Origin of the sequence: Mumia xiangluensis, from assembly GCF_010994095.1 — a bacterium.
GTDB classification, from domain to species: Bacteria; Actinomycetota; Actinomycetes; order Propionibacteriales; family Nocardioidaceae; genus Mumia; species Mumia xiangluensis.
The window spans coordinates 221624-245429 of record NZ_WJYO01000003.1 but is presented as its reverse complement, the minus strand read 5'-3'; the positions used below and the strand labels follow the sequence as shown (position 1 = coordinate 245429).

Genomic DNA, 23806 nt, shown 5'->3' with positions numbered 1-23806 from the left:
GGTGGTCAGCTCACGTCCGCGAACGAGTGGTGCTCGTGCGCGACGACCCAGCGACCGTCCTCGCGCGTCAGTCCGAGCGTGAGCCGGAGGTAGCGGCCCGGCGTCGCAGCCAACGCCTCCGGCGTGCCGCAGTTGAGCAGCGCCCACACGAACGCCACGTCCTCACCGGCGGTCACGTCCAGCTCGACGATCTCGAACGACGCGCCTCCGCGCTGCCACTGGAAGAACGGCGGCCACGTCTGCGCGTAGGCGTCGATCCCCCGCACGCCGACGTGTGGCGGAGGCACGTCGAACATCACGATGTCGTCGCGGTGATCGGCCAGGACTCGCGGGAGGTCACCGGCGTGGACCGCCTCGGCCCAGCCGGTGACGAGGTCACGGATCTCGGAGTCGTCCATGCTCGTACGACCGCGCGGCGCGCAGAAACTCATCTCCGCGCCGGCGAGTGGTCAGTGCGCGAGGATGCTGCCGAGGGTCTCGTCGTCGCGCGCGATGACCGTGGTGCCGTCGTCGGCGGTGATGATCGGACGCTGGATCGCGCGAGGGTTCGCGGCCAGGCCGGCGAGCCACGCCGTACGGTGCTCGGCGTCCTTCGCGATCGCGGTGAGGCCGGCCTCGCGTGCCTCCTTCGGCCGCGCGAGGTCCCACGGCTCGAGGCCGAGCCGGTCGACGACCGTCGCCAGCTCCTCGACCGTCGGCGGATCCTCGAGGTAGCGCCGTACGGTGTAGTCGACGCCTGCCTCGTCGAGAGCCGACACGGCGGTCCGGCACTTGCTGCAGGCGGGGTTGACCCAGATCTCCATGGCCCGAGGGTAGGCCGCTCGCGCTGCCCGTGAGCCGGGCGGTCTGATGGCCAGACGGTGCGCAGCGGCTCGACGACGCTCAAGCGCACGGTCGCCGTCGTACCGCGGCAGCCCGGATCCGCTAACCTGCCCGCAGGTTTCGTCGCTCGGAGGTTGTCATGAGACTCGGGTTCATGCGCGCGGTCGTGCTCGCCGGCGCCGCCGCGCTCACCACGGGGGCGGTGGCAGGTGCGCCGACGGCCGCCGCGACACCGGCGGGCACGGTGCTCGCCAAGACGGGCGCACTGACGACGTACACGGGGACCGTGCCCGCCGGGACCGCCACCGTCACCAGCATCACGGTCCGCCAGGACCTCCAGCACAGCACGCTGGCCGTCTCCGCGCGCTGGAGCGCCGGCACCGTCCCGAAGACGATCGCCGTCGGCTTCGGCAGGTGGAACGGCAAGGAGTGCGACGTCGACGGCGACGACGGAGCGCACGCCTATGCGGGCGAGCGTGGATTCGAGGTCTACATCCCCTTCTCCGGTGCTCCGGTGCTGGGGCAGGCCACCCGGGCAGCGCGCTCGGTGACGGCGTCGTTGCACGACACCCGGATCGCCTCGCGGGAGTGGACGTGCGCGATCGCCGCCCACCGAGGAGCGAACAGCGCTGACCTCCAGCGCTTCTCGCCCGTCAGCCTTGCCTCGGTGCGCGCGACCCCGCGGCTGTCGGCGAAGGCGGCGCCGAAGAAGCGCGTCGTGCGCGGCGGCACGTGGGTGAAGGTCAAGGTGACCGTCCGCAACTCCGGGACGGGGACGGCGAGCCGCGTGCGGGTGCGGGTCGCAGGCAGCAAGCGCGTGAAGGTCAAGGGTCCCCAGGCGCGTTCGTACGGGTCGGTGGTCGACGGCACGAGAGAGACGAAGGTCTTCAAGGTGCGGACCACCCGGAAGGGCCGGTACAAGGTCACCGTGACGGTGCGCAGCGGCTCGACGACGCTCAAGCGCACGGTCGTCGTTGTCCGGCGCTGATCGATCGCCTCCGGCGGTGTGACCGCCGACGTGCTTCCGCACGTGTGTGGTTAGGCTGTGCGTGCCGCGTGTGTCACGCGTCACGTGCAGCTCGTCGTACGAGAGGACCCTCATGCCCCGCCGCCTGCCGATCCGCCCGCTCCTCGCAGCCGCCGCCGCATCGCTCGTGCTGGCCGGGTGCGGCACCGTGCAGCCGGGTGACGCCGTCGTCGTCGGGGACTCGCGGCTCTCGATGACCAAGCTCGACGAGCTCGCCGACGCCGGCTGTACGTTCCTCGCGACCGCGGCGGCGTCGCAGGGTTCGGCTGTGCCGGGGCAGGGGGCGGTGCGCCAGGTGATCGTGACGCAGGCGCTCCAGCTCGAGGGGGCGCTCGCCGTCGCCGCCCGGGAGGGCATCGAGGTGCCGGAGGCCCAGTGGCAGCTGCCGCTGGCCCAGCAGGAGCAGCTGAAGGAGATGTTCAGCGGCGACGATCTCGAGACGGCCAAGGAGCTGCTCGAGCGCGACTACCAGAGCCTGGCGCTGCGGGCGGCGATCGGCGGTGCCGAGGCCGGTGAGCCGGTGACCCCCGAGAACACCCAGGAGCTCACGGAGCTCGGCTCGGCCGCCGTCGTCGAGGAGCTGAGCACCCTCGACGCCAGCGTCGACCCGCGGTTCGGCGTCGACGGCGTCGGGCAGCCCGATGCGGGCCTCAGCCTGTCCGCGTCGAGCGAGCAGCTGGCCGAGGTCGACCCCTCGACGCTCCCCGCGAACCAGCAGTGCCACGGCGTAGAGTCGAGCGAGTGAGGATCCTCGTCACCAGCCCCCGTGTTGCTCCGGGCCTGATGACCCTGGCGGCGTGGGACGCCGTTCGTGAGGCCGACCGGATCCTCGCCCCCGATGCCGACGACCCGACGGTCGATGCGCTGCGCCACTCGGGCTTCACCGTCGCCGTCGAGCCGTCGCCGCCGCTGCGGCCGACCGACGGCACGGAGACCCTGTGGATCGCGCCGACCGGTGACCTCGCCTGGGCGCGCCGGGTCGCGGACTCGCTCGTCACGGCGACCGGTGCGGACTCCGGCGCGGACCCGTCGGCCGGTGTCGAGGTCGTGTTCGGCTCGTACGACCTTCCTGGCGCGCGCCTGCTCGACCTCGTGGCCGTCATGGACCAGCTGCGCGTCGAGTGCCCGTGGACGCGGGAGCAGACCCACGCGTCGCTCCAGCAGTACCTCCTCGAGGAGTCGTACGAGGTGCTCGACGCCCTCGACCGCGGCGACACCGACGAGCTCCGTGAGGAGCTCGGCGACCTCCTGATGCAGGTCGTCTTCCACGCCGCCGTGGCGGCTCGGCCGGCCGAGCCGGAGGTGGACGCCGACGGCTGGGACATCGACGATGTGGCCGCCGGGATCGTCGAGAAGCTCGTACGCCGCAACCCGCACGTCTTCGCCGACGGCGACGCCACGACCCCCGACGAGGTCGACGCGGCCTGGCAGCGGCTCAAGGCGACCGAGAAGCAGCGCAGCTCCGTCCTGGACGGCGTGCCACCGACGTTGCCCGCCCTCGCGTACGCCGACAAGGTGGTGGGCCGCCTCCAGCGCGACGGTGCCCTCACCGGGACAGGCGGAGACTCACTGGGGGATCGACTCCTCGCGCTGGTCATCGAGGCTCGCGCGAGCGGCGAGGATCCCGAGGCCGCGCTCCGCCGGACGGTCAACGCCCTCGTCCCGTAGCCCGCGCTGGACGCCCGGCGCGCCACGGGACGCGCCCGAACGGTCCGGCAGCGTGGTCACCATAGGATGAGGACGACACAGACCATCCTTCGCTAGGAGTCCGTAGTGGCAAGCATCGAAGCTGTCGGAGCCCGAGAGATCCTCGACTCACGCGGCAATCCCACGGTCGAGGTCGAGGTTGCGCTCGACGACGGCACCATCGGCCGGGCTGACGTCCCGTCGGGTGCCTCGACCGGCAAGTTCGAGGCGGTGGAGCTGCGCGACGGCGGCGACCGCTACGGCGGGAAGGGCGTCCAGAAGGCCGTCGACGCCGTCAACGAGGCGATCCGCCCCGAGATCGTGGGCCTGGACGCCGACGAGCAGCGTTACATCGACCAGACGCTGCTGCGTCTCGACGGCACGCCGAACAAGGCGCAGTTCGGCGCCAACGCGATCCTGGGTGTCTCGCTCGCGGTCGCGCGTGCGGCCGCGGACTCCGCCGGGCTCCCGCTGTTCCAGTACGTCGGCGGCTCGAACGCCCACGTCCTGCCGGTGCCGATGATGAACATCCTCAACGGCGGCGCCCACGCCGACACCGACGTCGACATCCAGGAGTTCATGATCGCGCCGATCGGCGCGTCCAGCTTCGCGGAGGCGCTGCGCCAGGGCGTCGAGGTCTACCACGCGCTGAAGTCGGTGCTGAAGTCCGACGGTCTTGCCACGGGCCTCGGTGACGAGGGCGGCTTCGCCCCGAACCTCAGCTCCAACCGCGCTGCGCTGGATCTCATCGCGAAGGCGATCGAGACGACCGGCCTGAAGCTCGGCACGGACATCGCCCTCGCGCTGGACGTCGCCGCGTCGGAGTTCTACAGCGACGGCGCGTACCGCTTCGAGGGTGCACCGAAGTCGGCCGCGGAGATGACCGCGTACTACGCGGAGCTCGTGGCCTCGTACCCGATCGTGTCGATCGAGGACCCCCTCGACGAGGACGACTGGGAGGGCTGGACGACGATCACCGGCGAGCTCGGCGACAAGGTGCAGCTCGTCGGCGACGACCTCTTCGTCACCAACACCGAGCGTCTCCAGCGAGGCATCGAGGAGGGCGCCGCCAACGCGCTGCTCGTGAAGGTCAACCAGATCGGCACGCTCACCGAGACCCTCGAGTCCGTCGACCTGGCGCACCGCAACGGCTACCGCTGCATGATGAGCCACCGCTCCGGCGAGACCGAGGACACGACGATCGCCGACCTCGCGGTCGCCACGAACTGCGGCCAGATCAAGACCGGCGCCCCGGCACGCTCGGAGCGGGTCGCGAAGTACAACCAGCTCCTGCGCATCGAGGAGCTGCTCGACGACGCCGGCACGTACGCCGGGCGCGGTGCCTTTCCGCGGCTGAAGGCCTGACGCGGTGCCGCCGACGTCGCGACGTCCCGTCACGAGACGCCCTGCCGCGAGGCCGGGCTCATCGAGGCGTGGCCGTGCCGCGACGCCGGCGGCCTCCGACGAGGTCGTCACGACGTACGGCGCCCCGCGGGTCACGCGCCGCATGGCGGTGCTGCTCCTCGTGCTCCTGGTGCTCGCGATCTCGTACGCCTCGAGCCTGAAGGCGTTCCTCCAGCAACGGGACGCTCTCGCGACGGCGCAGGCGCAGATCGCCGAGTCGAGCGCCGCCATCAAGGAGCTCGAGGGGCAGAAGGCGCGGTTCGACGACCCCGAGTACGTCGAGGCGCTCGCGCGGTCGCGCTTCGGCTGGGTCAAGCTGGGTGAGATCGGGTTCACCGTCATCGATGCGGACGGCAACCCTGTCGGCAAGGGGCCCGAACTTCCCGCCGCGACGCAGGAGGCGGCCGCGCCCGAGTGGTACTCCACGTTGTGGACGTCGGTCGAGGTCGCCGGCGGTGTGCCGCAGAAGACGAGCCCGGCCACCACGGACGAGGTCGTGAAACCCCAGAAGCAGGACGAGGACCAGTGACCGACGTACCCCCGAGCCAAGCCGATCTCGACGCCATCCAGGAGCAGCTCGGTCGGCCGGCCCGTGGCGTGGTCTCGATCGCCAGCCGGTGTCCGTCCGGCCACCCGAACGTCGTCAAGACGGAGCCGCGGCTCCCCGACGGCACGCCGTTCCCGACGTTGTACTACGTCACGTGCACCCGTCTCAACGGCATGATCGGCACGCTGGAGGGCTCGGGCCTCATGCGGGAGATGAGCGAGCGCCTGACCGAGGACCCCGAGCTCGCAGCGGCGTACGCGCGTGCGCACGAGGACTACCTGGCGACGCGTCGGGCGATCGCGGAGGTCCCGGAGATCGACGGCGTGTCGGCGGGCGGGATGCCGACGCGGGTGAAGTGCCTGCACGTGCTGGTCGGGCATGCGCTCGCCACCGGGCCAGGCGTGAACCCGCTCGGCGACGAGGCCGTCGTGCTCCTCGGTGACTGGTGGACCGGCAGCACGTGCGACGGGCCCGGCGCACCGTCCCCGCAGTACGTTGCCGCGCATTCCGCTCCGCCGGAAGACGCGCGGTGACCCGCAGGGTCGCCGCGGTCGACTGCGGGACCAACTCGATCCGTCTGCTCGTCACCGACCTCGACGCCGACGCCGGCACGGCGGACGACCTCGTGCGCCGGATGGAGATCGTGCGGCTCGGCTACGGCGTCGACCGCACGGGACACCTCGACGAGCGGGCGCTCGCGAGGACCTTCGCCGCGTGCGAGGACTACGCAGGCGTGATCGCCGAGGCAGGCGTGGAGCGGGTGCGGTTCGTGGCGACGTCGGCCACCCGTGACGCCGACAACGCGGAGGAGTTCGCGGCAGGCGTGCAGGAGCGGCTCGGCGTGCGTCCCGACGTCGTGAGCGGCGCCGAGGAGGCAGCGTTGTCGTACGCCGGCGCGGTGCGCGACCTGCCGGGTGTCGAGCAGCCTGTGCTCGTGGTCGACCTGGGTGGCGGCTCTACGGAACTGATCCTCGGGCACGACGGCGTCGCCGACGCGGAGCACTCGCTCGACATCGGGTCGGTCCGGATGACCGAGCGTCACCTGCGCAGCGACCCGCCGACCGCCGACGAGATCGCGGCCTGCGTCGCGGACGTCGACGCGGCGCTCGAGGGTGTGCGGGTCGACGTCGGGACGGCTCGTACGCTCGTGGGCGTCGCGGGCACGATCACGACCGTGGCTGCCCTGGTCCTCGGGCTCGAGGAGTACGACTCCGCCCGCATCCACCACGCACGCCTCGCCGTGCCCGACGTGGTGGCCGCGTGCGACAGGATCGTCGCTGCCCCGGTGGAGGAGCGGCGGTCCTGGCCGTTCATGCACCCCGGCCGCGCGGACGTCATCGGCGGCGGCGCGCTGATCGTCGCGCGGCTGCTGCGCCGTACGACGCCGGACACCCTGGTGGTCTCGGAGCGCGACATCCTCGACGGCATCGCCTGGTCGCTCGCGTAGGCCGCCGGGCGCTGACCCCGCTCAGGCGCCGATCGCCGTGACGCCCTGCACTGTCCACAGCTGCCTCAGGATCCCGTCGAGCACGTGGGCGCGGTCGAACTGCAGCGCGTACGCCCGCGCGGCCTCGGCCTTCCGGGCGCGGTCCGCAGGGGTGCTGCGCAGGACGGCGCCGTCGATCGCGGTGGCGATGGCGTCGGGGTCCTCGACGCCGACGATCGTCGCGTGGTCGCCGACGGCCTCGCCGATCCCGCCGGTCTCGGTGGTCACGATCGGCCCGCCACCGGCGAGCATCTTCTCGACCAGGGCGATCCCGAACGTCTCGACGAACTCGGGGCGCGGCTTGCTCGGCAGGACGAACGCCGCGCACCCCGCCATCAAGAGCGGCTTCTCCGCGTCGTCGACGTCGTCGAGGAAGATGATCCGGTCGGCGACCGGCGACGCCGCCGCGTACGCGCGGAGCTCGGCCTCCTCGGGTCCCCGTCCGGCGACGACCAGGCGCACCGTGTTCGCGGCCGTGCTGCGGGCGTACCCGTCGATCAGGTCGTCGACGCCCTTGGCGGCGGCGAGCCGCGACAGGAAGAACACGTAGCCGTCACGCTCCAGCCCGCGCGCCGCCACCGCGTCGTCGACCGCGTCGGGGTCGAGGTCGGTGTAGGCGCGGGTGTCGATCGCCGGGTACGAGATGCCGATCCGGTCGCGGCACTGCTCCGCGAACCGCGTCCCGTGGCGCGCGTCGACCTCCTCGGCGCACGCGACGACGAGGTCGCGCGTGTACGCGGAGACGGCGAGGCACACGTCGTTGCTCAGGTACGTCGTCAGCACCTGGGCGGCGGCGCCGAAGCGGTCCTCCGCGATGCAGGAGCGTACGACGCCGGTGACGTCCGACCCGACGGCTTCGGCGACCGTGGTGACGTCGACCGGCAGACCGGTGGCGCGGGCGATGCGTACGGCGTCGGTGACCGCCGTCGTGTGCGGGCTGAGGTAGAGCGACAGCGCGACCGTCGGGACGCCGTCGGTGAAGAGCTCGACGAGCCGGCCGGTGATCCCCGCGAGGTAGCGGCCGTCCGGAACCTTGTAGTCGCCGACCGGGTCGGGGCGCTCGACCGTGATGCCCGGCGAGTACGGGAGGACAGAGTCGAGCGGCTTGAGCGGGAGCCCGGCCTCCTGGAGCCGGTCGATCGGCCACGTGACGATCCGGATGTCGGTGAACCCTCGAGCGAGCGCCGCCTCGGCGAGGTTGCGGGCTTCCCCGGAGTGTCCGCAGATCACGGGATCTGCGCGGACGACGATGACGAGACGGTACGGCGGTTGCATGATCATGACACCCCGATCGATGGAGAGACGGCGAGGACGTCCCCTTCGACTCGCTTCGCTCGCTCAGGACGGCGCCCGCGGCGGGCGCCGGCGGGGAAGGACGGTGGAACGCACTCGGGGGCCCGGCCCCAGGAGCCGGGTTCGGGTCCGAGCTCGAGGAGGAGTCGCCCGCCTCGGTAGAGCTCGGTGCCGTCGAGCCACGTGCGGTTCAGCGGTCGGCCGTCGAGCCACGCCGCCTGCACGTACTGCGGGGGAGTGTCGCGGCCGGGTTCGGTGAAGCCCGTCGTCTCGATCTCGAGCCGTGCGTCGGCGAGGTTGACGGTGGCGGCGGAGAACGACGGCGCGTTGACGAGGAAGATGTTCTGCCCGGCGACGGGGAACAGACCGAGCGCGGCCCACACGTACCACGAGCTCAGCCCGCCCGAGTCGTCGTTGCCGGGGAGCCCACCGTGCCCGGTTCCGAAGCGCTGGTGGATCACCGCGTGCACGATCTCGGCCGTACGATCCGGGCGCCCCGCGTAGTGGTACGCCCAGGGGGCCTCCATGTCCGGCTCGTTGTTGAGGCCCTCGAAGCGGTCGAGCGCGTAACCGGCCGCCATCTCCGCCTTCGAGGGGCGCACTCCCGGCTGCTGCACGGCCTCGGCTCCGTACCCGAAGAACCGGTCGAGGAGCGCGACGAACGCTTCCGCGCCGCCGGCCAGGACGATCCGGGCGGCCATGTCGTGGACGAGGCGGAACGAGTAGTTCCACCGTCCACCCTCGTAGAAGGTCGAGTCGAGCAGGAGGCCGGTCGCGGGGTCGAACGCGCTCGACCAGCCGGCGGCGTACGGCTCGAGCTCGCTGACCAGCGCCTTGTCGCCGACGTGCTGCGCGACCTGGAGCGTGCACCAGTAGCCGAACGCGAGGTCGAGGGTGTGGCTGATCGGGTGGGCGACGCCACGCAGGAGGTAGTCCTCGCCGTACGCCCGCCGGAGGTCGTTGTGCATGTGGACGAGGGCCCAGTCCCAGTCGATGCCGCCGATCCCGAGCGCGCACAGGTCCGCAAGGAACGTCTGCGCGAGCGCGCTGGCCTGGCGTGAGAACACGTCGGCGCCGCGCGCCATGCGGTACCCGATGGGGAGGTTGCCCTCCTCTTCGCAGACGTGCAGGAGGGCGTTGGCGAGCTCGGCCGCCCGCGCGGGCACGAGCGCGGTCAGCAACGGGAGCTGCGTCCGGTAGATGTCCCACATCGTGCTGATGTCGAACGCGAACGGACCGTCGCTCGGCCAGAACGGGCTCTCGTTCGGTGCGAGGCACGGCTTGACGAGCGAGTGGTACAGCGCTGTCTCGAAGACCGTGCGGCGCTCGGGATCCGGGCACGTCACGTCGATCAGGCCGAGGTGGTCGCCCCAGGCGCGGGCGGTGGCCTCGCGGCGTACGGCGAAGCTGGACCGGCTCGGTCCACAGTCGGCGAGGAGGTTCTCGCGCGCCTGCTCGGTGCCGCGCAGCGAGAATCCCAGGCGGAGCTCGACGACCTGCTCTGCGGCGGTCGGCCCGGCCCACATCACGCCGAACGGACGGAGGGTGGTCGTCCGGATGTCGTGGAAGTCGAGCCGGCTGCCGCCCGCCATCAGCCGTCGGTCGTACCAGAGCATCTGGCGCCAGCGCTCGGCGTCGCACTCCAGATGGACGGCGAGCGGTGCGCCCTCGACGACGATCTCGCCGCGCGCCACCCCGGGGGAGACGGCCTCGAGGTGTGAGCGCAGCGGGACGGTGGCGCCGTACGGGATGGCTAGCCCGCCGAGCGAGAAGTCGACGACGAGGCGGGCGTCGTGGTGCGCGGGGAAGGTGTAGCGGTGGACGGCGCTCTTGGGCCCGACGGTGACCTCGCAGCGGACGCCCGAGTCGAGCGTGGCGGCGTACCAGCCCGGCTCGGCCTCCTCGTCGTGGAGCCGCCACGTGCGGCCGAGGGCGTCGAGAGGCTCGAGCATCGGGGTGACCCGGAAGTAGTTGTAGTACTTCCGGATCGCCCCGGTGCCCGACTGCTGGAAGTGCGTGACGCCCGAGGCCACCTGGTCGTCGAGGATCGCGGTCGGCACGCCCTCGGTGCTGAGGTCGTACCGTCCGTAGCCGGTCGGGTAGGCACCCGAGTAGGCGCACGCCGACACCATCCCGAGCGGGTGGCACGCGCCGGGGTGGGTGTTGCCCACCTGGGGCTTCGGTGACCACCACGTGGCCGCCAGCCCGGTCGAGGGCGGCAGGTCCGTGGCGGACGTGCCGATGAAGGGGTCGACAGCCATCGGGGCCTCCCCTCGTCCGGCGCCGCGGTGGCTCGCACCGCCACGAGCCCGTGGCGTGGACGCTACGTACGCCACGTGACGGGCAGATTTCACCGAGGTGAAGGTTCGCTCGCGCCCGATCGTTGCTCGCCGCGACTAGGCTGGGACACGTGCCTGCTCGGACCGGATTCACCTCGCCCGTGACACCGGGCACCGGGTGGCCGGACGACGTCGCCACACCCGCGACGCCGGTGGCTCACGACGCGGCGGAGGTCGGTGAGCTGGCCGCGGGGGCGGGTTCGCTGCGCGAGCTCGACGCGCGTGTCTCGGTCTGCCGCGCCTGCCCACGGCTGGTGGAGTGGCGCGAGGACGTCGCGGTCACCAAGCGGCGCGCGTTTGCCGACGAGCCGTACTGGGGCCGTCCGATCCCGGGCTGGGGCGAGGCCGAGCCGAGGGTCCTCGTCGTCGGTCTCGCACCCGCCGCGCACGGCGGCAACCGCACCGGCCGCATCTTCACCGGGGACCGCTCCGGCGACTGGTTGTTCGCGTCGCTGCACCGTACGGGGCTGGCCGCGCAGGCGACCAGCGTCCACGCCGGCGACGGCCAGCGCCTCATCGGCGGCCGCATGGTCGCCGCGGTCCGCTGCGCACCCCCTGCGAACAAACCGACCACGGATGAACGCGACGCCTGTGCACCCTGGTTGGAGGAGGAGTTCCGACTCGTGCTGCCTTCCGTTCGCGTGATCGTCGCTCTCGGCTCCTATGGTTGGGACGCGACGTTGCGGACGATGGCAGCCCTGGGTGCGCCTGTGCCGCGACCACGGCCGAAGTTCGGTCACGCGGCGGAGGTCACGATCCCGAAACCTGCGGGGGATACGGTCCGTCTCCTGGGCTGTTTCCACCCCAGCCAGCAGAACACGTTCACAGGACGGTTGACCGAGCCCATGCTCGACGCCGTCATGGCCCGCGCGAAGGAGGTCAGCGATGACTGAGGAGATCACCCGGACGCATTCCACCGGCGTGGCCGGACGGCTGGTCGACCTGCTCGTCCAGGTGTACGGCGAGGCGCCGCCGGTCACGTTCACCGCGTGGGACGGGTCACGGGTCGATCCTGAGTCCGGCGACGTCGGGATCGCGGCGCACCTCGAGTCACGCCGGACCGTCCGCCGCCTGATGTGGTCGCCCGGGCAGGAAGGCATCGCCAAGGCCTACATCGCGGGCGAGCTCACCATCGACGGCGACCTCGAGACGGCTGTGCGGCTGATGCGCGACTACGTCGAGCAGGCGTCCGCGAAGCGCACCCTCGAGCCGGCCGACCGCCGTGAGGTGCTGCGCCTGACCGTGCAGCTCGGTGCGGTGGGTCCCGCGCCGCGGGGGCCTTCGGAGCCGGTCGATGCCGTGACCGGCTACCTCGACGTCCCAGGGCAGATGCGCACCGAGCTGCCGGCCGAGCTTGCCGATGCCGTGCTCGGGCACGCCGCTGGCGAGGACGCCGGACGGGCTGAGACCGTCTACACCGACCCGGAGCCGCTGAGCGCGTCGATCGGGCGGTGGGAGCAGGAGGGCCTCGTCGTCGACGCCGTACGCGAGGTGGTCTCCGAGGAGCGCGACCGCCTCCGGGACATCGGCGCGCGGCTCGAGGAGCACTGGGACGCGGTCGTCGATGCGGTCGGCGCCCAGCACGCCCGGATGTGGAGGGTGTCGCTCGTCCTCGTGCGCGACAACCTCGAGCGCCGGACGGTCCGCGCGTACGAGATCACCGGCACCCCCTCCGCCGACTGAGCGAGCCCCCCTTCCGCCGACTGAGCGAGCCCTCCTCCGCTGGTTGAGCGAGCGCAGCGAGTCGAAACCACCCGTACGCCACAATGGGTCCCACGCTCCTGTAGCCCAACCGGCAGAGGCAGACGGCTTAAACCCGTCCAAGGTGCGGGTTCGAGTCCCGCCGGGAGCACCCGTCAGTCGCCGATCTCCTGGTGGAGATAGAAGGCGCGCTCCCCGGTCTCGGGCTCGATCATCGAGAACCCGTGCCGCACGTAGAACCGTTGCGCGTCGACGTCGCCCTCGTCGACGTTGACCTCGACGAGGGCGACGTGCCGCTCGCGCGCGTGGGCCGTCACGAGGTCGAGCACCGTGGTCCCGATGCCCTGCCCGCGCAGGCTCGGGACGACGTACAGCTCGTCCAGCAGCGCCACCGGACCCTCGTACCAGACGTTGGGCCGCACGGTGACGAGCGCGACCGCCACCGCGGGCCGGCCAGCGATCACCGCGTACGTCGAGATCCCGCCGAGGAGGTTGCGCAGGCGCGGTGTCAGGACGTCGGCGCCGGGTGACGGCCAGGCGTACTCGGTGTTGAAGTCGTGCAGCAGCCTGGCGACCTCGTCGGCGTCGCCAGGCGTCGCAAGACGGGGCTCGTACGTCTCGGGTGGCGTCATCCGGTCAGGCTCCCACGCCCGTCAAGCCTGCGCGAAGAGACCATCCGGGTCGTGGGTGGACCGGACCGCCTCGAGCCGGGCCAGCACGTCCTGCGGCCAGGTCCGCGCGATCTGGGCGGCGTCGTACGGGTCGCTCATCCAGTTGGGGGAGAGGTGTGGCGAGCGCCAGGCCCCGATCGCTTCCTCGACCTGCGCGAACACCCCGGGGAGCACGTCGTCGAAGAGCGCCGGGTCGGGCACCCCGAGCACCGTCACGGTGTAGTCGAAGTCGCGGAAGCCAGCCGCCGACGACCCATCGGGCGCGCCTGCTGCCGAGGCCCCGCCCACGTGCCGGACCTCGAGGCCCATGATCGGGAGCGTGCTCCCTGGACCTGCGAGCGAGAGCACCGCGTCGGCGAGGTCGCGGTCGACCCGCGAGAGCGTCGCCCCGCGCAGGAAGGACGGGCCCGGCTCCGTGGGGTCGCCCGTGATCCGGGCGACCTCGCCCAGCGGCATCGGCCCGAGGTCGTCGAGGTGCACGTCGCCGAGCTCGCGCAGCGGCTTGGTGAGGCGTTCGCCGTCGTCGGCGGTCCCGGGGAAGGCGACGTGGAGCGCGAAGAGGTGCTTGCCGCGCATCGGGTCCGGGATGAACGGGAGGTCGGGGAACCTGATGATCATCCCGCTGGTCGTGACGTCCGCGGGCGCGGTCGTCGTCCAGTCGAGCCAGCGCGCGTACGGGTCGGTGCTCGCCTCCAGGTCGAAGAAGAGCGTCCCGGCGTACAGCGCGGGGACCGCGGAGAGCGCAACCGTGATCTCGGTGACGACGCCGAGGCCGGTCTTGCCGCCCCGCAGCGCCCAGAGGAGGTCGGCATCTCCCTCCGTCGAGGCCTCCACGACGTCGCCGGTGCCGGTCACAACCCTGGCGGAGACGACGTGGTCGGACCCGAAGCCGTGGCTGCGGGCGAGCGGCCCGATGCCGCCGCCGACGAGGAAGCCGACTACCCCGACGTTCGTCGAGGAGCCCGTGACGGGAGCCAGGTCGTGCTCGGCAGCGGCGGCGACGACGTCGGCCCAACGCGTGCCGCCGCCGATCGTCGCGGTCCGCGCCTGCGGGTCGATCTCGACCGAGGAGAGGGCCCCGAGCGCGAGGACGATGCCTGACGCGTACGCCGTGGGTGCGCCGTGGCCGGTGGTGTGCAGGTGGAGCGGCACGCCCTCGGCGCGCGCGAAGCGGACGGTCTCCACCACGTCGGCCTCGGTGGCGGCGTGGACGACCGCATCGGGGTCGTGCTCGATCGCGAGGTTGAACGCGGTCGCTCCCGCGGTGTGGTCCGGGACGTCGCGCGTGGTCAGCGTGCCGGTCAGGCGGGCGCGGAGTGCGGTGTAGTCGGTCATGGGGTGGTGCTCCTTCGTCCCTCGTGGTGTCTCACCCTTACGACGACGCAGCGCCCGGAATCGTGAGGTCTGTCAGTGCCATCGGTCAGGATCGGAGCATGCACCTGGTTCTCGAACGCGATGAGACGGCGGCGGGCGAGGCGCGCCAGCGGCGTTCGCTGATGGATGTCGGCTACCGCATGCTGGGCTCGGTCGCAGAGGCCGAGGACGTCGTCCAGGAGTCGTACGCACGCTGGTTCGCGCTGTCCGACGCGCAGCGCGACGCGATCGAGCGTCCGACGGCGTGGCTGATCCGGGTGGCGAGCCGCATCTGCCTGGACATCCTGGGGTCGGCGCGCGCCCGCCGTGAGCAGTACGTCGGCGAGTGGATCCCCGAGCCGCTCCCCGAGGGGGCACGCTGGTCCAGCCAGGGCGGCACAGGTGCGGTCGATCCGGCAGAGCGCGTCACGATCGACGAGTCGGTCGGCATGGCGATGCTCGTCGTGCTCGACACCATGACCCCGGCCGAGCGGGTGGCGTTCGTCCTGCACGACGTGTTCGCGTTCAGCTTCGCCGAGGTCGGCGAGATGCTCGACCGCAGTCCTGCGGCCTGCCGACAGCTGGCGTCGTCGGCACGGCGCCGCGTGCGTGAGGCCGACGTCGAGGACGCCGTGCAGCCGGGTGCCGGCGGCGTGGTGGCAGCGTTCCGCGAGGCTTGGGAGACCGGCGAGATGAGCTCCCTGCTCGCAGTGCTCGACCCCGACTCCACGGTGGTCGTCGACGGCGGCGGCAAGGTCGCTGCCGCGCTGCATCCCGTCTCCGGAGCGGAGGACGTCGCGGCTTTTTTTCTCGGTGTGCGCGATCGTGCGCCGGGGCTCGTGTTCGAGACGCGGCCGGTCAACGGTCAGCCGGGTCTGGTCGTGCGCGACGCCCGTGCGGTCGTCACGGTCCTCGCCTTCCAGGTCACACGCGGCCGGATCACCCGGGTGTGGGCGGTCCGCAACCCCGACAAGCTGGGTGCGTGGGCGCGGTGACGCTCAGCGAGCGATGCCGGTGAGGGCGATCGCCAGCCCGCCGAGCGCCCGGATCGTCTCGTTGGCGTCCTCAAAGGGATAGCCCCGGGTGCACACCGCCATCACGACGGCGTCAGGGCCGGGTGTGCCGACGAAGGCGACGTCGTGCCGGATCGCCTCGACCGATCCCGACTTGCTGCCCCACGCGACCCCGTCGGGCACGTCTGCCGCGATCAGCGGGTCCTCCTGCCGAGCGAGCAGGTCGACCATGAACCGTGTGCTCTCAGGGCCGGCAAGCCGTCCGGCGACAAGGGCGCCCATCAGTGCTGTGAGGTCGGCCGCGGTGACCACGTTGCTGGCGCCGTACGCGTCTGCTGCCGCCTGGTCTCCGTACTGCCGGGACATCCTGCTGTCGTGCGCGCCGGCGTCGGCCAGCACCGAGGCGATCGCGTCCAGCCCGACTCTCTCGATGACCATGTTGGTCGCCTCGTTCGACGAGACGATGATCATCCGCTCCAGCACCTCGCGCAGCGGCATGGGCTCTCCCGCGGGGGCCATGCCGTGGTCGACGTCGTCGGGCACGAGTCGGTAGTCCGGCGCGTCGGGCACCTGGCTCGTGAACGTGTCGCGGCTGATCAGGGGTGTGTCGAGCGTGAGGTCGCCCGACTCGAGCAGACGGACGGCAGCGACGAGCGGGGCGACCTTGATCGTGCTCGCGGCATAGAACGCCTCACCGGCGTTCCGCTCGGCGAGCACGTCGCCGGACGCGGTGGCGACCCGGAAGGCGATCACCGGCGTGCCGTCGCTGTAGGTGCCTGTCGCGGACATCTCATTCTCCCTTCTGGGCGGAGTCGCGTACGACCCGCGCGAACGCCTCGACGAGCGTGCGGGACTGCCGCTCGTTGACCTCTGCGTCGGCCTCGGCGGCAGCCACGAGTGCGGCGCGGTCGAAGCCGTCGTTGGCGAGCTCGGCCTCGTTCCACGTCCGCAGGCGCTCGTGACCGGTCTCGGGGTGGAACTGCAGGCCCCACGCGCACACGCCGACGCGGAACGCCTGCACCGCGCACGCGTCGCTGGTGGCGAGCAGGTCGGCGCCCGCCGGCAGCGCGGTCACGCTGTCGCAGTGGTTCTGGATCATCCGCAGCGACGTCTCGGCCGCGAGCTCGGCGAAGACCGGGTCGTCGGCCGCGGCGGGGAGAAGGTCGACGGGACAGGAACCGCGCTCGGTCTCTCCCGAGTCCGCCGTGACCTGCCCACCGGCGCAGAGCGCGAGCATCTGCGCCCCGAGGCAGATGCCGAGCAGCGGCACCTCGCGCTTGAGCGCCTCGACGGTGAGCTCGCGCTCGCGGGGCAGCCACGGCGCACGCTCGTCGGCGTCGGGCATGAACCCGCCGCCGAGGGTGACTACGCCGTCGTACGCGTCGAGCGACCGCGGCAGGTCCGCGCCGTCGACGACGTGGCTGTCGACCCCGGCCGCCTCGAGCCAGGCGACGAGGCGCCCGGGCCCGCTGGTCGGGGAGTTCTTGACGACGAGGACGGCGGGGCGAGCCGTCTCGTCCGCCTCAGTGAGCGGAGACATCGTCGGCGAAGTGGCAGGCGGCAAGGTGGTCGGGAGACTCCAGCGCACCGAGCTTCGGGCTCTCGGTGCGGCAGATCGTCGGGATGGAGCGTGACTGAGAGCCGGCCGGGTCGACGCGGGACTCCATCAGCGGCGCGAGCCAGCACCGCGTGTGGAAGTGACAGCCCTGGGGTGGGTCGACGGGCGAGGGCATGTCGCCCTCGAGGACGATCTCCCGCCGCTGGTCGCGAAGCGACGGGTCAGGAACGGGGACCGCGGACATCAGCGCTCGCGTGTAGGGGTGGCTGGGCACCTCGTACACCTCCGCGTCGGTGCCGCTCTCGACGAGACGGCCGAGGTACATCACCGCGACCTCGTCGGCGATGTGCCGGACGATCGAGAGGTCGTGGGCGATGAAGAGGTACGAGAGCCCGAGGTCGTCCTGGAGCTCCTCGAGCAGGTTGATGACCTGGCCCTGGATCGACACATCGAGCGCGGACACCGGCTCGTCGCACAGCAGGATCTTCGGGCGTACGGCGAGGGCTCGCGCGATGCCGATGCGCTGGCGCTGCCCGCCGGAGAACTGGTGGGGGTAGCGGTGGATGTGGTCGGGGTTCAGGCCGACCCGGTCGAGGAGCTCGCGGACGGCCTTGGCCTTGCCGCCGGCCGGGACGGCGTCGGGATGGATCGCGTACGCCTCACCGACGATCTCGCCGACGGACATGCGCGGGTTGAGCGAGGTGTAGGGGTCCTGGAACACCATCTGGATGTGGCGGCGCAGCTCCCGGCGCTCGGCGCGGCCGAGGTTCGACACGTCCTCGCCGTCGACGAGGATCTGCCCGCGGGTCGGCTTCTCGATGCCGACGAGCACCTTGGCGAGGGTGGACTTGCCGGAGCCGGACTCGCCGACGAGGCCGAGGGTCTTGCCGCGGCGCAGCGACAGGGACACCCCGTCGACCGCCTTCACCTCTCCGACGTGACGCTTCAGGACGATGCCTCGGCGGACCGGGTAGAACTTCGCGAGGTCGCGGACCTCGAGCACGACGTCAGTGCTCGTCATGGTTCATCACCTCCTCGGCGAAGTGGCAGGCGGACGTGCGGTCGAACGGCAGGGAGACCGTCGGTGGTGGGGGGTCGGCCCGGCAGACGTCCTCGGCGAACGCGCACCGCGGATGGAACGCGCAGCCGGCCGGGACCTGGGTCGGATCCGGCGGACGCCCCGGGATGACCGCGAGCCCGCCGCCCTTCTGGTCCAGCCGCGGGATGGAGCCGAGCAGCGCGCGCGTGTACGGGTGGGCGGGCGCCGCGTAGATGTCGAAGACCGAGGCCTGCTCCACGGCCCGACCGGCGTACATGACCGTGACGTCGTCGGCGACGTTCGCGACGACCCCCATGTCGTGGGTGATGAGGATCAGCCCCATCTGGCGCTCGGCCTGGATCTCGCTGAGCAGCCGCATGATCTGGGCCTGGACGGTGACGTCGAGCGCTGTCGTCGGCTCGTCGGCGATGAGGACCTCCGGGTCCATCGAGAGTGCCATCGCGATCATCACGCGCTGGCGCATGCCGCCGGAGAACTGGTGCGGGTACTCCTTCACCCGCTGCTTGGCGTTCGGCACCTTCACGAGGTCGAGCAGCTCGACGGCGCGGGCGGTGGCGTCGCGGCGTGACATCCCGTGCCGGGCGCGCAGCGCCTCGGTGAGCTGCCAGCCGACCGTGTGGACGGGGTTGAGCGCGGCGAGCGCGTCCTGGAACACCATCGCGATGTTCTCGCCGCACACGGCGCGGTGCGCCTTCTGGCCGAGCGACAGGAGCTCCGTGCCGCCGAACCGGATCGAGCCACGGACGATGCGGGCCGGCGGCTGCTGCAGCAGGCCCATCACGGCGAGCGAGCTGACGCTCTTGCCGCTGCCCGACTCGCCGACGATCGCGAGGGTGCGGCCGGCGCTCACGGAGTACGAGAGCCCGTCGACCGCACGGACGACGCCGTCGGGTGTGGCGAACTCGATCGCCAGGTCATCGACCTGCAGGAGGGGGACGGGTGTGCCGTCCCGGGTGGGATCAGTGGTCACGTCAGCCCTCACTTCAGCTTCGGGTCGAGCGCGTCGCGGAGGTTGTCGCCGATCACGACGAACGCCAGCACCGTGGCCATCAGGCAGCCGAGCGGGAAGAGCAGGAGGTACTCGGAGCCGCCGGTGAACCACTGCGACCCCTCCTCGATCATGATCCCCCAGCTCACCGCCGGCGGGCGGACCCCGATGCCGAGGAACGCGAGGACGGCCTCGGTGCCGATCACGGCCGCGATGGCCGTGGGGACAAGGGCCGTCACGGTGCCGATCGCGTTGGGGAGGACGTGACGCACCATGATGCGGAGGTCCGAGGCGCCCAGCACCCGCGCCGCCGTGACGTAGTCGAGGTTCTTGGTCTCGAGCACGCTGGCGCGGACGTAGCGGGTGTATCCCATCCACGCGAACATCGTGAGCACGATCGCGGGCTGCGCGATCGTGGACACCGGGCCGTCCCCGAGATCGATGTTGCGGAACAGCGACAGCAGCAGCAGGGCCGCGAGCAGGAGCGGGATCACGAGGAAGACCTCGACGATCCGCGAGACGACGGCGTCGACGATGCCGAGGTAGTAGCCCGACACGGTGCCGAGCGTGACGCCGATCAGCACCGACACCCCGACGACGATGAACGCCAGGAGCAGGGACGGACGCGTGCCGTGCACGAGCTGCGCCAGCACGTCGCAGCCGTACGCGTTGGTCCCGAACGGGTGCTCCCCGCCGAACCACTGCGGGGGGAGGCGGGACTCGGCGATGTCGCAGCGCTGCGGGTCCTTCGACGTGAAGAGGAAGGGGAACAGCGCCACGAGCAGGAAGAAGACGGCGACGATCGTTGCGAGGATGACGTCGGGACGGCGCCGGAGCGTACGGAACGCCTCCGACCACAACGACCGCGACGGGACGCCGCTCTGGGTCTCCTCCGCGATGAGCGCGGAGACGCTGGGGTCACTCATAGCGGATCCTCGGGTCGAGTGCGGCGTAGACGACGTCGACGACGAGCATCACCACGACCGTGACGGCCGCCAGGAGGGTGACGACGCCGATCACGACGGAGACGTCGCTGTCTTGGACTGCCTTCCACAAGACGCCGCCCATCCCGTAGATGTTCATCATCCCCTCGGTGATGACGGCGCCGGCGAGGGCTTCGGTGAAGACGATGCCGACGGCGGTGACGACGGGGATGGCGGAGTTGCGTACGACGTGGTGGCGCGAGACGTGACGCTCGCTCAGGCCCTTGGACCGGGCCGTACGGACGTGGTCGGCGTTGTAGGTCTCGAGCTGTGCGGCCCGCACCAGGCGGATGAACGCGGCCGAGCCGGCGAGGCCGAGCAGGATGCCTGGCACGATCAGGGTCGCCCATGCGTGCTGCGGCGAGAACGACGGTTTGAACAGGAGCGCCGGGAGGCTGTCCGACCCGAAGGTGTCCTTCGCCCAGCGGCTGAGGGGCACGGAGAAGATGTACTTGTAGACGAGCAGCAGCACGAAGATCGGCAGGGCGTCGATGAGGATCGAGAGGCCGCGGATGCCGTGGTCGCTGGCCTTGCCGCGGCGGCGTGCCGCGATGCCGCCGAGCGTCATGCCGATCGCCAGCCACGTGATCGTGACGACGACGAAGAGGCGCAGCGTGTTGGGTGCGGCGGTGGAGACGATGTCGGTCACCGGGCGGCCGCGGAGGCTCTCCCCGAAGTCGCCCTGCGCGTAGTCGCCGAGCCGCTCGACGAACGGCCCGATGCAGGGGTTGCCGAGCTGGTCGTAGCAGGGGTCGTCGAGGCCGTACCGCGTCTCGACCGCCGCCAGCTGCGACGGGCTCGGCGTGCGGTCACCGAAGAACGCCTGGGCCGGGTTGCCGTTGAGCTGGATCGCCAGCGTCGTCAGCAGGTGCAGCAGGAACATCACCAGGAACAGCGTGAGGAAGCCCTGGAGCACCCGCCGTGTGATGTAGCGACCCAAGTCTCGCTCATCTCCTCGAATCAGGGCCGTACGACGCGGCGCACCGATGCGTACGGCTGGGGGACCGGTGGCCGGTGCCGCTGGGGGCACCGGCCACCGGCCGTGGTCAGTTCACCTGCAGCAGACGCAGCTTGACCTCGCCGCTGAACGGGTCGAGGACGACGTTGTCGAGACGGTCGCTGTAGAACATCACGTTCTTGCTGAACGCGACCGGTGCCGACGCCATGTCGGAGGCGAGGACCTTCTCGGCCTCCTGGTACTTCGTGACCGCGGTCTCGAGGTCGGGGGCGGCGTCGCCCTCCTGGATGAGCGCCTCGAAGTCGGCGTTGTAGTAGCCGAAGTTCGTGTTGCCCTCCTTCGGGTCACCGCTGGCGTAGACCGGAGCGAGGTAGTTCTCGTTCAGCGGGTAGTCCGGGAACCAGTTCGCCCGCATGATGCCCGTGAAGTCGCGAGCCGAGCGACGGTCGAAGTAGTCCGGCGTCGGGTCCAGCTCGTACGGGATGCCGAGGTTGAGCTGGATCGAGTCGCCGACCGCCTTGAAGATGGCCTCGCTCTCGGGGTCCTCACCGAGGTGGATGATCAGCTTCTTGTCCTTCGGCCAGCCGCCGGCCTTGGCGAGGGCGGCCTTGGCTGCATCGGGGTCGAACGTGCAGAACTCGCAGGTGCCGGCGACACCACCGGGCACACCGTCGGGAACCACCCAGCTGTCGGCAGCGACGAAGCGCCCCGGCACGACCTTCTCGATGATGGTGTCGCGGTCGATCGCCATCGAGATCGCCTTGCGGAACTCGACGTCGTCGAACGGCTTGCCGAGGTACATCGGGAAGCCGACGTAGCTCAGCGCGGCGCCCGGTCCCTCGACCATGCGCGACGAGAGGTCGGGATCGCTCACCGCGGCCTGCCACTCGGCGGGCGGCGGGAACGACGCGTCGATGTCGCCGGCCTCGAAGTCGGCCCAGTCGGAGTCACCGGAGTACTCGGTCCACTCGATGCGGCTGAAGTCGGGCGTCTCCTCGAGCGAGTAGTCGTCCCACTTGTTGGCGGTCAGCGACTGCCCCTGGTCCCACTCCTCGATCTCGAACGGGCCGTTGCCGATCGGCTGGGTCGAGCAGGCCTCGATGTCGTCGAGGCACTCCTGTGCGATCGGGAAGAAGCCGGTGTAGCCGAGCATCGTCGCGAAGCCGGCGAACGGGCCGTTCAGGGTGACCTCGAGGGTCTGCGGGTCGACGACCTTGACGCCGCTGAGCTCCTTGGCGGTCGGCTCGGTGGTGACGGTGACGTTGCCCTCGTCGTCCTCCTCGTACTCGCCCTGCATCTCGTCGTAGCCGGCGACGCGCTCGAAGAAGTAGTTGTTGCCCATCGCGTTGGGGCCGTATGCGGCGTAGTTCCACGCGCGGGCGAACGCCTCGGCGTCGACGGGCTCGTCGTTCTGGAACGTCAGGCCGTCCTTGATCTTGATCGTCCAGACGGTGTTGTCGCTCGACGAGATGTCCTCGGCGACGTAGTTGTAGGGCTTGGTCGTCTTCGGGTCGTACCGGACGAGGCCGTCGTAGACGACGTCGAGGACGCTGATGTTGTCGCTGACGTTGGAGTCCATCGGCAGGAGCGTGTCGACGTCCTGGCTGAGGGTCAGCTTGACCGTCGCATCCCCGTCGCCCTCGGACTCGTCGCCGCCTCCGCAGCCGGTCACCACCAAGGCCAGGGCCGTGAGCCCCGCAGCCAGTCGAGCTGTCTTCACGTTTGCCTCCAAGAGTGGGCCCCCCATCCGCCCGGGAGGCTGTGTCGATCCTGCCCCACCGCAAGGCGGCGAAGGAACAGCCGTAACGAATTCGTGACCGCGATTCTGTGAAAGTTACGCTCCGGAAACCGTCCTCGGCAACCCCTGATTCTCTGAGATATCGGCGAAACTGCCCCAGGAAACCGTACGTAAGTTTGGGTTGCCTTGCTTCCGGTAGGGTTGACATCGACGGACTCTCGTCCGAGCCCGCCCGCGTACGGAGGATTGATGAAGAGCAGCAACCCCGTCTTTGCCCGCAGCGACGAGTTCAACGGTCGCGCGGCCCAGCCCGGCACCGCGCCGACCGGCTACACGGACCCCAGCACCTGGCAGGTCGGTGGGCAGCCCGGAGGCCAGCCCGACGGCTTCGGCGGTGGCTCCGGCCAGCCGCCGTACGGCGTGGCCGTCGACGACCGCATGACGATCGACTCGGTCGTTCAGAAGACCGCCCTGACGATCGGCCTCACCGCGATCAGCGCCGCGGTCGCCTGGTACTTCATCGGCGACATCAGCGGGGCCGACACCGACGCCATCGCCAAGGCCGGCGCGCTCGCCACCGGCGGCGCGATCATCGGTTTCGTCCTGGCGATGGTCAACTCGTTCAAGAAGGTCATCAGCCCCGCGCTGGTCCTCGCCTACGCCGTGGTCGAGGGTGTCTTCGTCGGCGCCTTCTCCAAGATCATCGCGTCGTGGGTCGGCGACACCGCGATCGTCGCGCAGGCGGTGCTCGGCACGATCGCCGCGTTCGCCGGCACGCTGTTCGTCTACCGCTTCTTCAACATCAAGGTGACCGACAAGTTCCGCCGGGGACTGACGGCCGTCATGTTCGGCTTCGTCGCGCTGCTGCTGGTCAACTTCGTGCTCAGCTTCTTCGGTGCCGATTTCGGCCTGCGCGACATGACCGGGCTCGGCCTGATCGTCAGCGTGGTCGCGGTCGTCCTCGGCGTGCTGTGCCTGATCCTCGACTTCGACTTCGTCGAGAACGGCATCAGGGCCGGGCTCCCGGAGCGCGAGTCGTGGCGTGCGGCGTTCGGCCTCACGGTCACGCTGATCTGGCTGTACCTCGAGATCCTGCGCATCCTCGCGATCCTGCGGGGCGACAACTAGCAGGTCGCACCCTCGGCGCCCCGTCCCTCCTCTGAGGGACGGGGCGCTGTG

The 23806-nt window shown here is 71.0% G+C and carries 24 protein-coding genes and 1 tRNA gene; 12 read left to right on the top strand and 13 right to left on the bottom strand.

What is annotated here, in order from left to right; translation table 11 throughout:
• Positions 1 to 5 precede the first annotated feature (5 nt).
• Both GH747_RS11495 and GH747_RS11490 read right to left on the bottom strand, forming a co-directional pair.
• Complete coding sequence (locus GH747_RS11495) at positions 6 to 398, bottom strand: YybH family protein (protein WP_205602908.1); 393 nt, start codon at positions 396 to 398, stop codon at positions 6 to 8.
• A 51-nt stretch (positions 399 to 449) separates the two neighbouring features.
• A complete protein-coding gene (locus tag GH747_RS11490) occupies positions 450 to 803 on the bottom strand; it encodes an ArsC/Spx/MgsR family protein (RefSeq protein ID WP_149769723.1) in 354 nt (117 codons plus the stop codon).
• Positions 804 to 961: 158 nt separating this feature from the next.
• Between GH747_RS11490 and GH747_RS11485 the strand changes: the two genes are divergently transcribed.
• The 7 genes from GH747_RS11485 (at position 962) to GH747_RS11455 (ending at position 6933) form a co-directional block, all read left to right on the top strand.
• On the top strand, positions 962 to 1810 hold the full coding sequence (locus GH747_RS11485) for a COG1361 family protein (RefSeq protein ID WP_149769722.1): 849 nt from the start codon (positions 962 to 964) through the stop codon (positions 1808 to 1810).
• A 112-nt stretch (positions 1811 to 1922) separates the two neighbouring features.
• Entirely contained in the window at positions 1923 to 2594 is a 672-nt protein-coding gene (locus GH747_RS11480; protein ID WP_153816625.1) for a hypothetical protein, read from the top strand.
• Positions 2591 to 3517: a nucleoside triphosphate pyrophosphohydrolase gene (locus GH747_RS11475; RefSeq protein ID WP_228552895.1), complete on the top strand. Its 927-nt coding sequence runs from the start codon at positions 2591 to 2593 to the stop codon at positions 3515 to 3517. Before GH747_RS11480 ends, GH747_RS11475 begins: the two co-directional genes overlap by 4 nt.
• A gap of 105 nt (positions 3518 to 3622) precedes the next feature.
• Positions 3623 to 4900, top strand: coding sequence for a phosphopyruvate hydratase (gene eno, locus GH747_RS11470; RefSeq protein WP_149769721.1), 1278 nt, complete (start codon positions 3623 to 3625; stop codon positions 4898 to 4900).
• A 142-nt stretch (positions 4901 to 5042) separates the two neighbouring features.
• The gene (locus tag GH747_RS11465) at positions 5043 to 5468 is read left to right on the top strand and encodes an FtsB family cell division protein (RefSeq protein WP_149769720.1); all 426 of its coding nucleotides are present in this window, start codon (positions 5043 to 5045) and stop codon (positions 5466 to 5468) included.
• Entirely contained in the window at positions 5465 to 6019 is a 555-nt protein-coding gene (locus tag GH747_RS11460; protein WP_149769719.1) for a DUF501 domain-containing protein, read from the top strand. The genes GH747_RS11465 and GH747_RS11460 overlap by 4 nt, the downstream gene beginning before the upstream one ends.
• Positions 6016 to 6933, top strand: coding sequence for a Ppx/GppA phosphatase family protein (locus GH747_RS11455; protein WP_149769718.1), 918 nt, complete (start codon positions 6016 to 6018; stop codon positions 6931 to 6933). Before GH747_RS11460 ends, GH747_RS11455 begins: the two co-directional genes overlap by 4 nt.
• Before the next feature lie 21 nt (positions 6934 to 6954).
• Here GH747_RS11455 and GH747_RS11450 read toward each other — a convergent pair whose 3' ends face one another.
• Both GH747_RS11450 and GH747_RS11445 read right to left on the bottom strand, forming a co-directional pair.
• Complete coding sequence (locus GH747_RS11450; protein WP_205602907.1) at positions 6955 to 8253, bottom strand: glycosyltransferase; 1299 nt, start codon at positions 8251 to 8253, stop codon at positions 6955 to 6957.
• Entirely contained in the window at positions 8250 to 10526 is a 2277-nt protein-coding gene (locus GH747_RS11445) for a glycoside hydrolase domain-containing protein (protein WP_149769717.1), read from the bottom strand. Before GH747_RS11445 ends, GH747_RS11450 begins: the two co-directional genes overlap by 4 nt.
• 149 nt (positions 10527 to 10675) lie before the next feature.
• Between GH747_RS11445 and GH747_RS11440 the strand changes: the two genes are divergently transcribed.
• The 3 genes from GH747_RS11440 (at position 10676) to GH747_RS11430 (ending at position 12456) form a co-directional block, all read left to right on the top strand.
• A complete protein-coding gene (locus tag GH747_RS11440) occupies positions 10676 to 11497 on the top strand; it encodes a uracil-DNA glycosylase (protein ID WP_149769716.1) in 822 nt (273 codons plus the stop codon).
• Positions 11490 to 12287: a hypothetical protein gene (locus tag GH747_RS11435; RefSeq protein WP_149769715.1), complete on the top strand. Its 798-nt coding sequence runs from the start codon at positions 11490 to 11492 to the stop codon at positions 12285 to 12287. The genes GH747_RS11440 and GH747_RS11435 overlap by 8 nt, the downstream gene beginning before the upstream one ends.
• A gap of 94 nt (positions 12288 to 12381) precedes the next feature.
• Positions 12382 to 12456, top strand: a tRNA-Leu gene (locus tag GH747_RS11430).
• A 4-nt stretch (positions 12457 to 12460) separates the two neighbouring features.
• On the opposite strand, the gene GH747_RS11425 is transcribed toward GH747_RS11430, so the two are convergent.
• Both GH747_RS11425 and GH747_RS11420 read right to left on the bottom strand, forming a co-directional pair.
• Complete coding sequence (locus GH747_RS11425) at positions 12461 to 12937, bottom strand: GNAT family N-acetyltransferase (RefSeq protein ID WP_149769714.1); 477 nt, start codon at positions 12935 to 12937, stop codon at positions 12461 to 12463.
• Positions 12938 to 12958: 21 nt separating this feature from the next.
• A complete protein-coding gene (locus GH747_RS11420; protein ID WP_149769713.1) occupies positions 12959 to 14311 on the bottom strand; it encodes an FAD-binding oxidoreductase in 1353 nt (450 codons plus the stop codon).
• Between the two features lie 98 nt (positions 14312 to 14409).
• Between GH747_RS11420 and sigJ the strand changes: the two genes are divergently transcribed.
• Positions 14410 to 15324 carry an RNA polymerase sigma factor SigJ gene (sigJ, locus tag GH747_RS11415; RefSeq protein ID WP_149769712.1) on the top strand — a complete coding sequence of 305 codons (915 nt, stop codon included), beginning with the start codon at positions 14410 to 14412 and terminating at the stop codon, positions 15322 to 15324.
• A gap of 3 nt (positions 15325 to 15327) precedes the next feature.
• Here the strand turns inward: sigJ and GH747_RS11410 are convergent, their stop codons facing one another.
• From GH747_RS11410 to GH747_RS11380, 7 genes are all read right to left on the bottom strand, one after another.
• Entirely contained in the window at positions 15328 to 16131 is an 804-nt protein-coding gene (locus GH747_RS11410) for a serine hydrolase (RefSeq protein WP_149769711.1), read from the bottom strand.
• 1 nt (position 16132) lies between these two features.
• The gene (locus GH747_RS11405) at positions 16133 to 16882 is read right to left on the bottom strand and encodes a type 1 glutamine amidotransferase (protein ID WP_149769710.1); all 750 of its coding nucleotides are present in this window, start codon (positions 16880 to 16882) and stop codon (positions 16133 to 16135) included.
• Entirely contained in the window at positions 16866 to 17921 is a 1056-nt protein-coding gene (locus GH747_RS11400) for an ABC transporter ATP-binding protein (protein ID WP_149769709.1), read from the bottom strand. Before GH747_RS11400 ends, GH747_RS11405 begins: the two co-directional genes overlap by 17 nt.
• Positions 17908 to 18930, bottom strand: a complete 1023-nt coding sequence (locus tag GH747_RS11395) for an ABC transporter ATP-binding protein (protein ID WP_205602906.1) — start codon at positions 18928 to 18930, stop codon at positions 17908 to 17910. Before GH747_RS11395 ends, GH747_RS11400 begins: the two co-directional genes overlap by 14 nt.
• An 8-nt stretch (positions 18931 to 18938) precedes the next feature.
• Positions 18939 to 19874: an ABC transporter permease gene (locus tag GH747_RS11390; RefSeq protein ID WP_149769707.1), complete on the bottom strand. Its 936-nt coding sequence runs from the start codon at positions 19872 to 19874 to the stop codon at positions 18939 to 18941.
• The gene (locus GH747_RS11385) at positions 19867 to 20871 is read right to left on the bottom strand and encodes an ABC transporter permease (protein WP_149769706.1); all 1005 of its coding nucleotides are present in this window, start codon (positions 20869 to 20871) and stop codon (positions 19867 to 19869) included. The genes GH747_RS11390 and GH747_RS11385 overlap by 8 nt, the downstream gene beginning before the upstream one ends.
• A gap of 106 nt (positions 20872 to 20977) precedes the next feature.
• The gene (locus tag GH747_RS11380) at positions 20978 to 22609 is read right to left on the bottom strand and encodes a peptide ABC transporter substrate-binding protein (RefSeq protein WP_163695528.1); all 1632 of its coding nucleotides are present in this window, start codon (positions 22607 to 22609) and stop codon (positions 20978 to 20980) included.
• 267 nt (positions 22610 to 22876) lie between these two features.
• Between GH747_RS11380 and GH747_RS11375 the strand changes: the two genes are divergently transcribed.
• Entirely contained in the window at positions 22877 to 23755 is an 879-nt protein-coding gene (locus GH747_RS11375) for a Bax inhibitor-1/YccA family protein (protein ID WP_149769704.1), read from the top strand.
• The last annotated feature ends 51 nt before the right edge of the window (positions 23756 to 23806 follow it).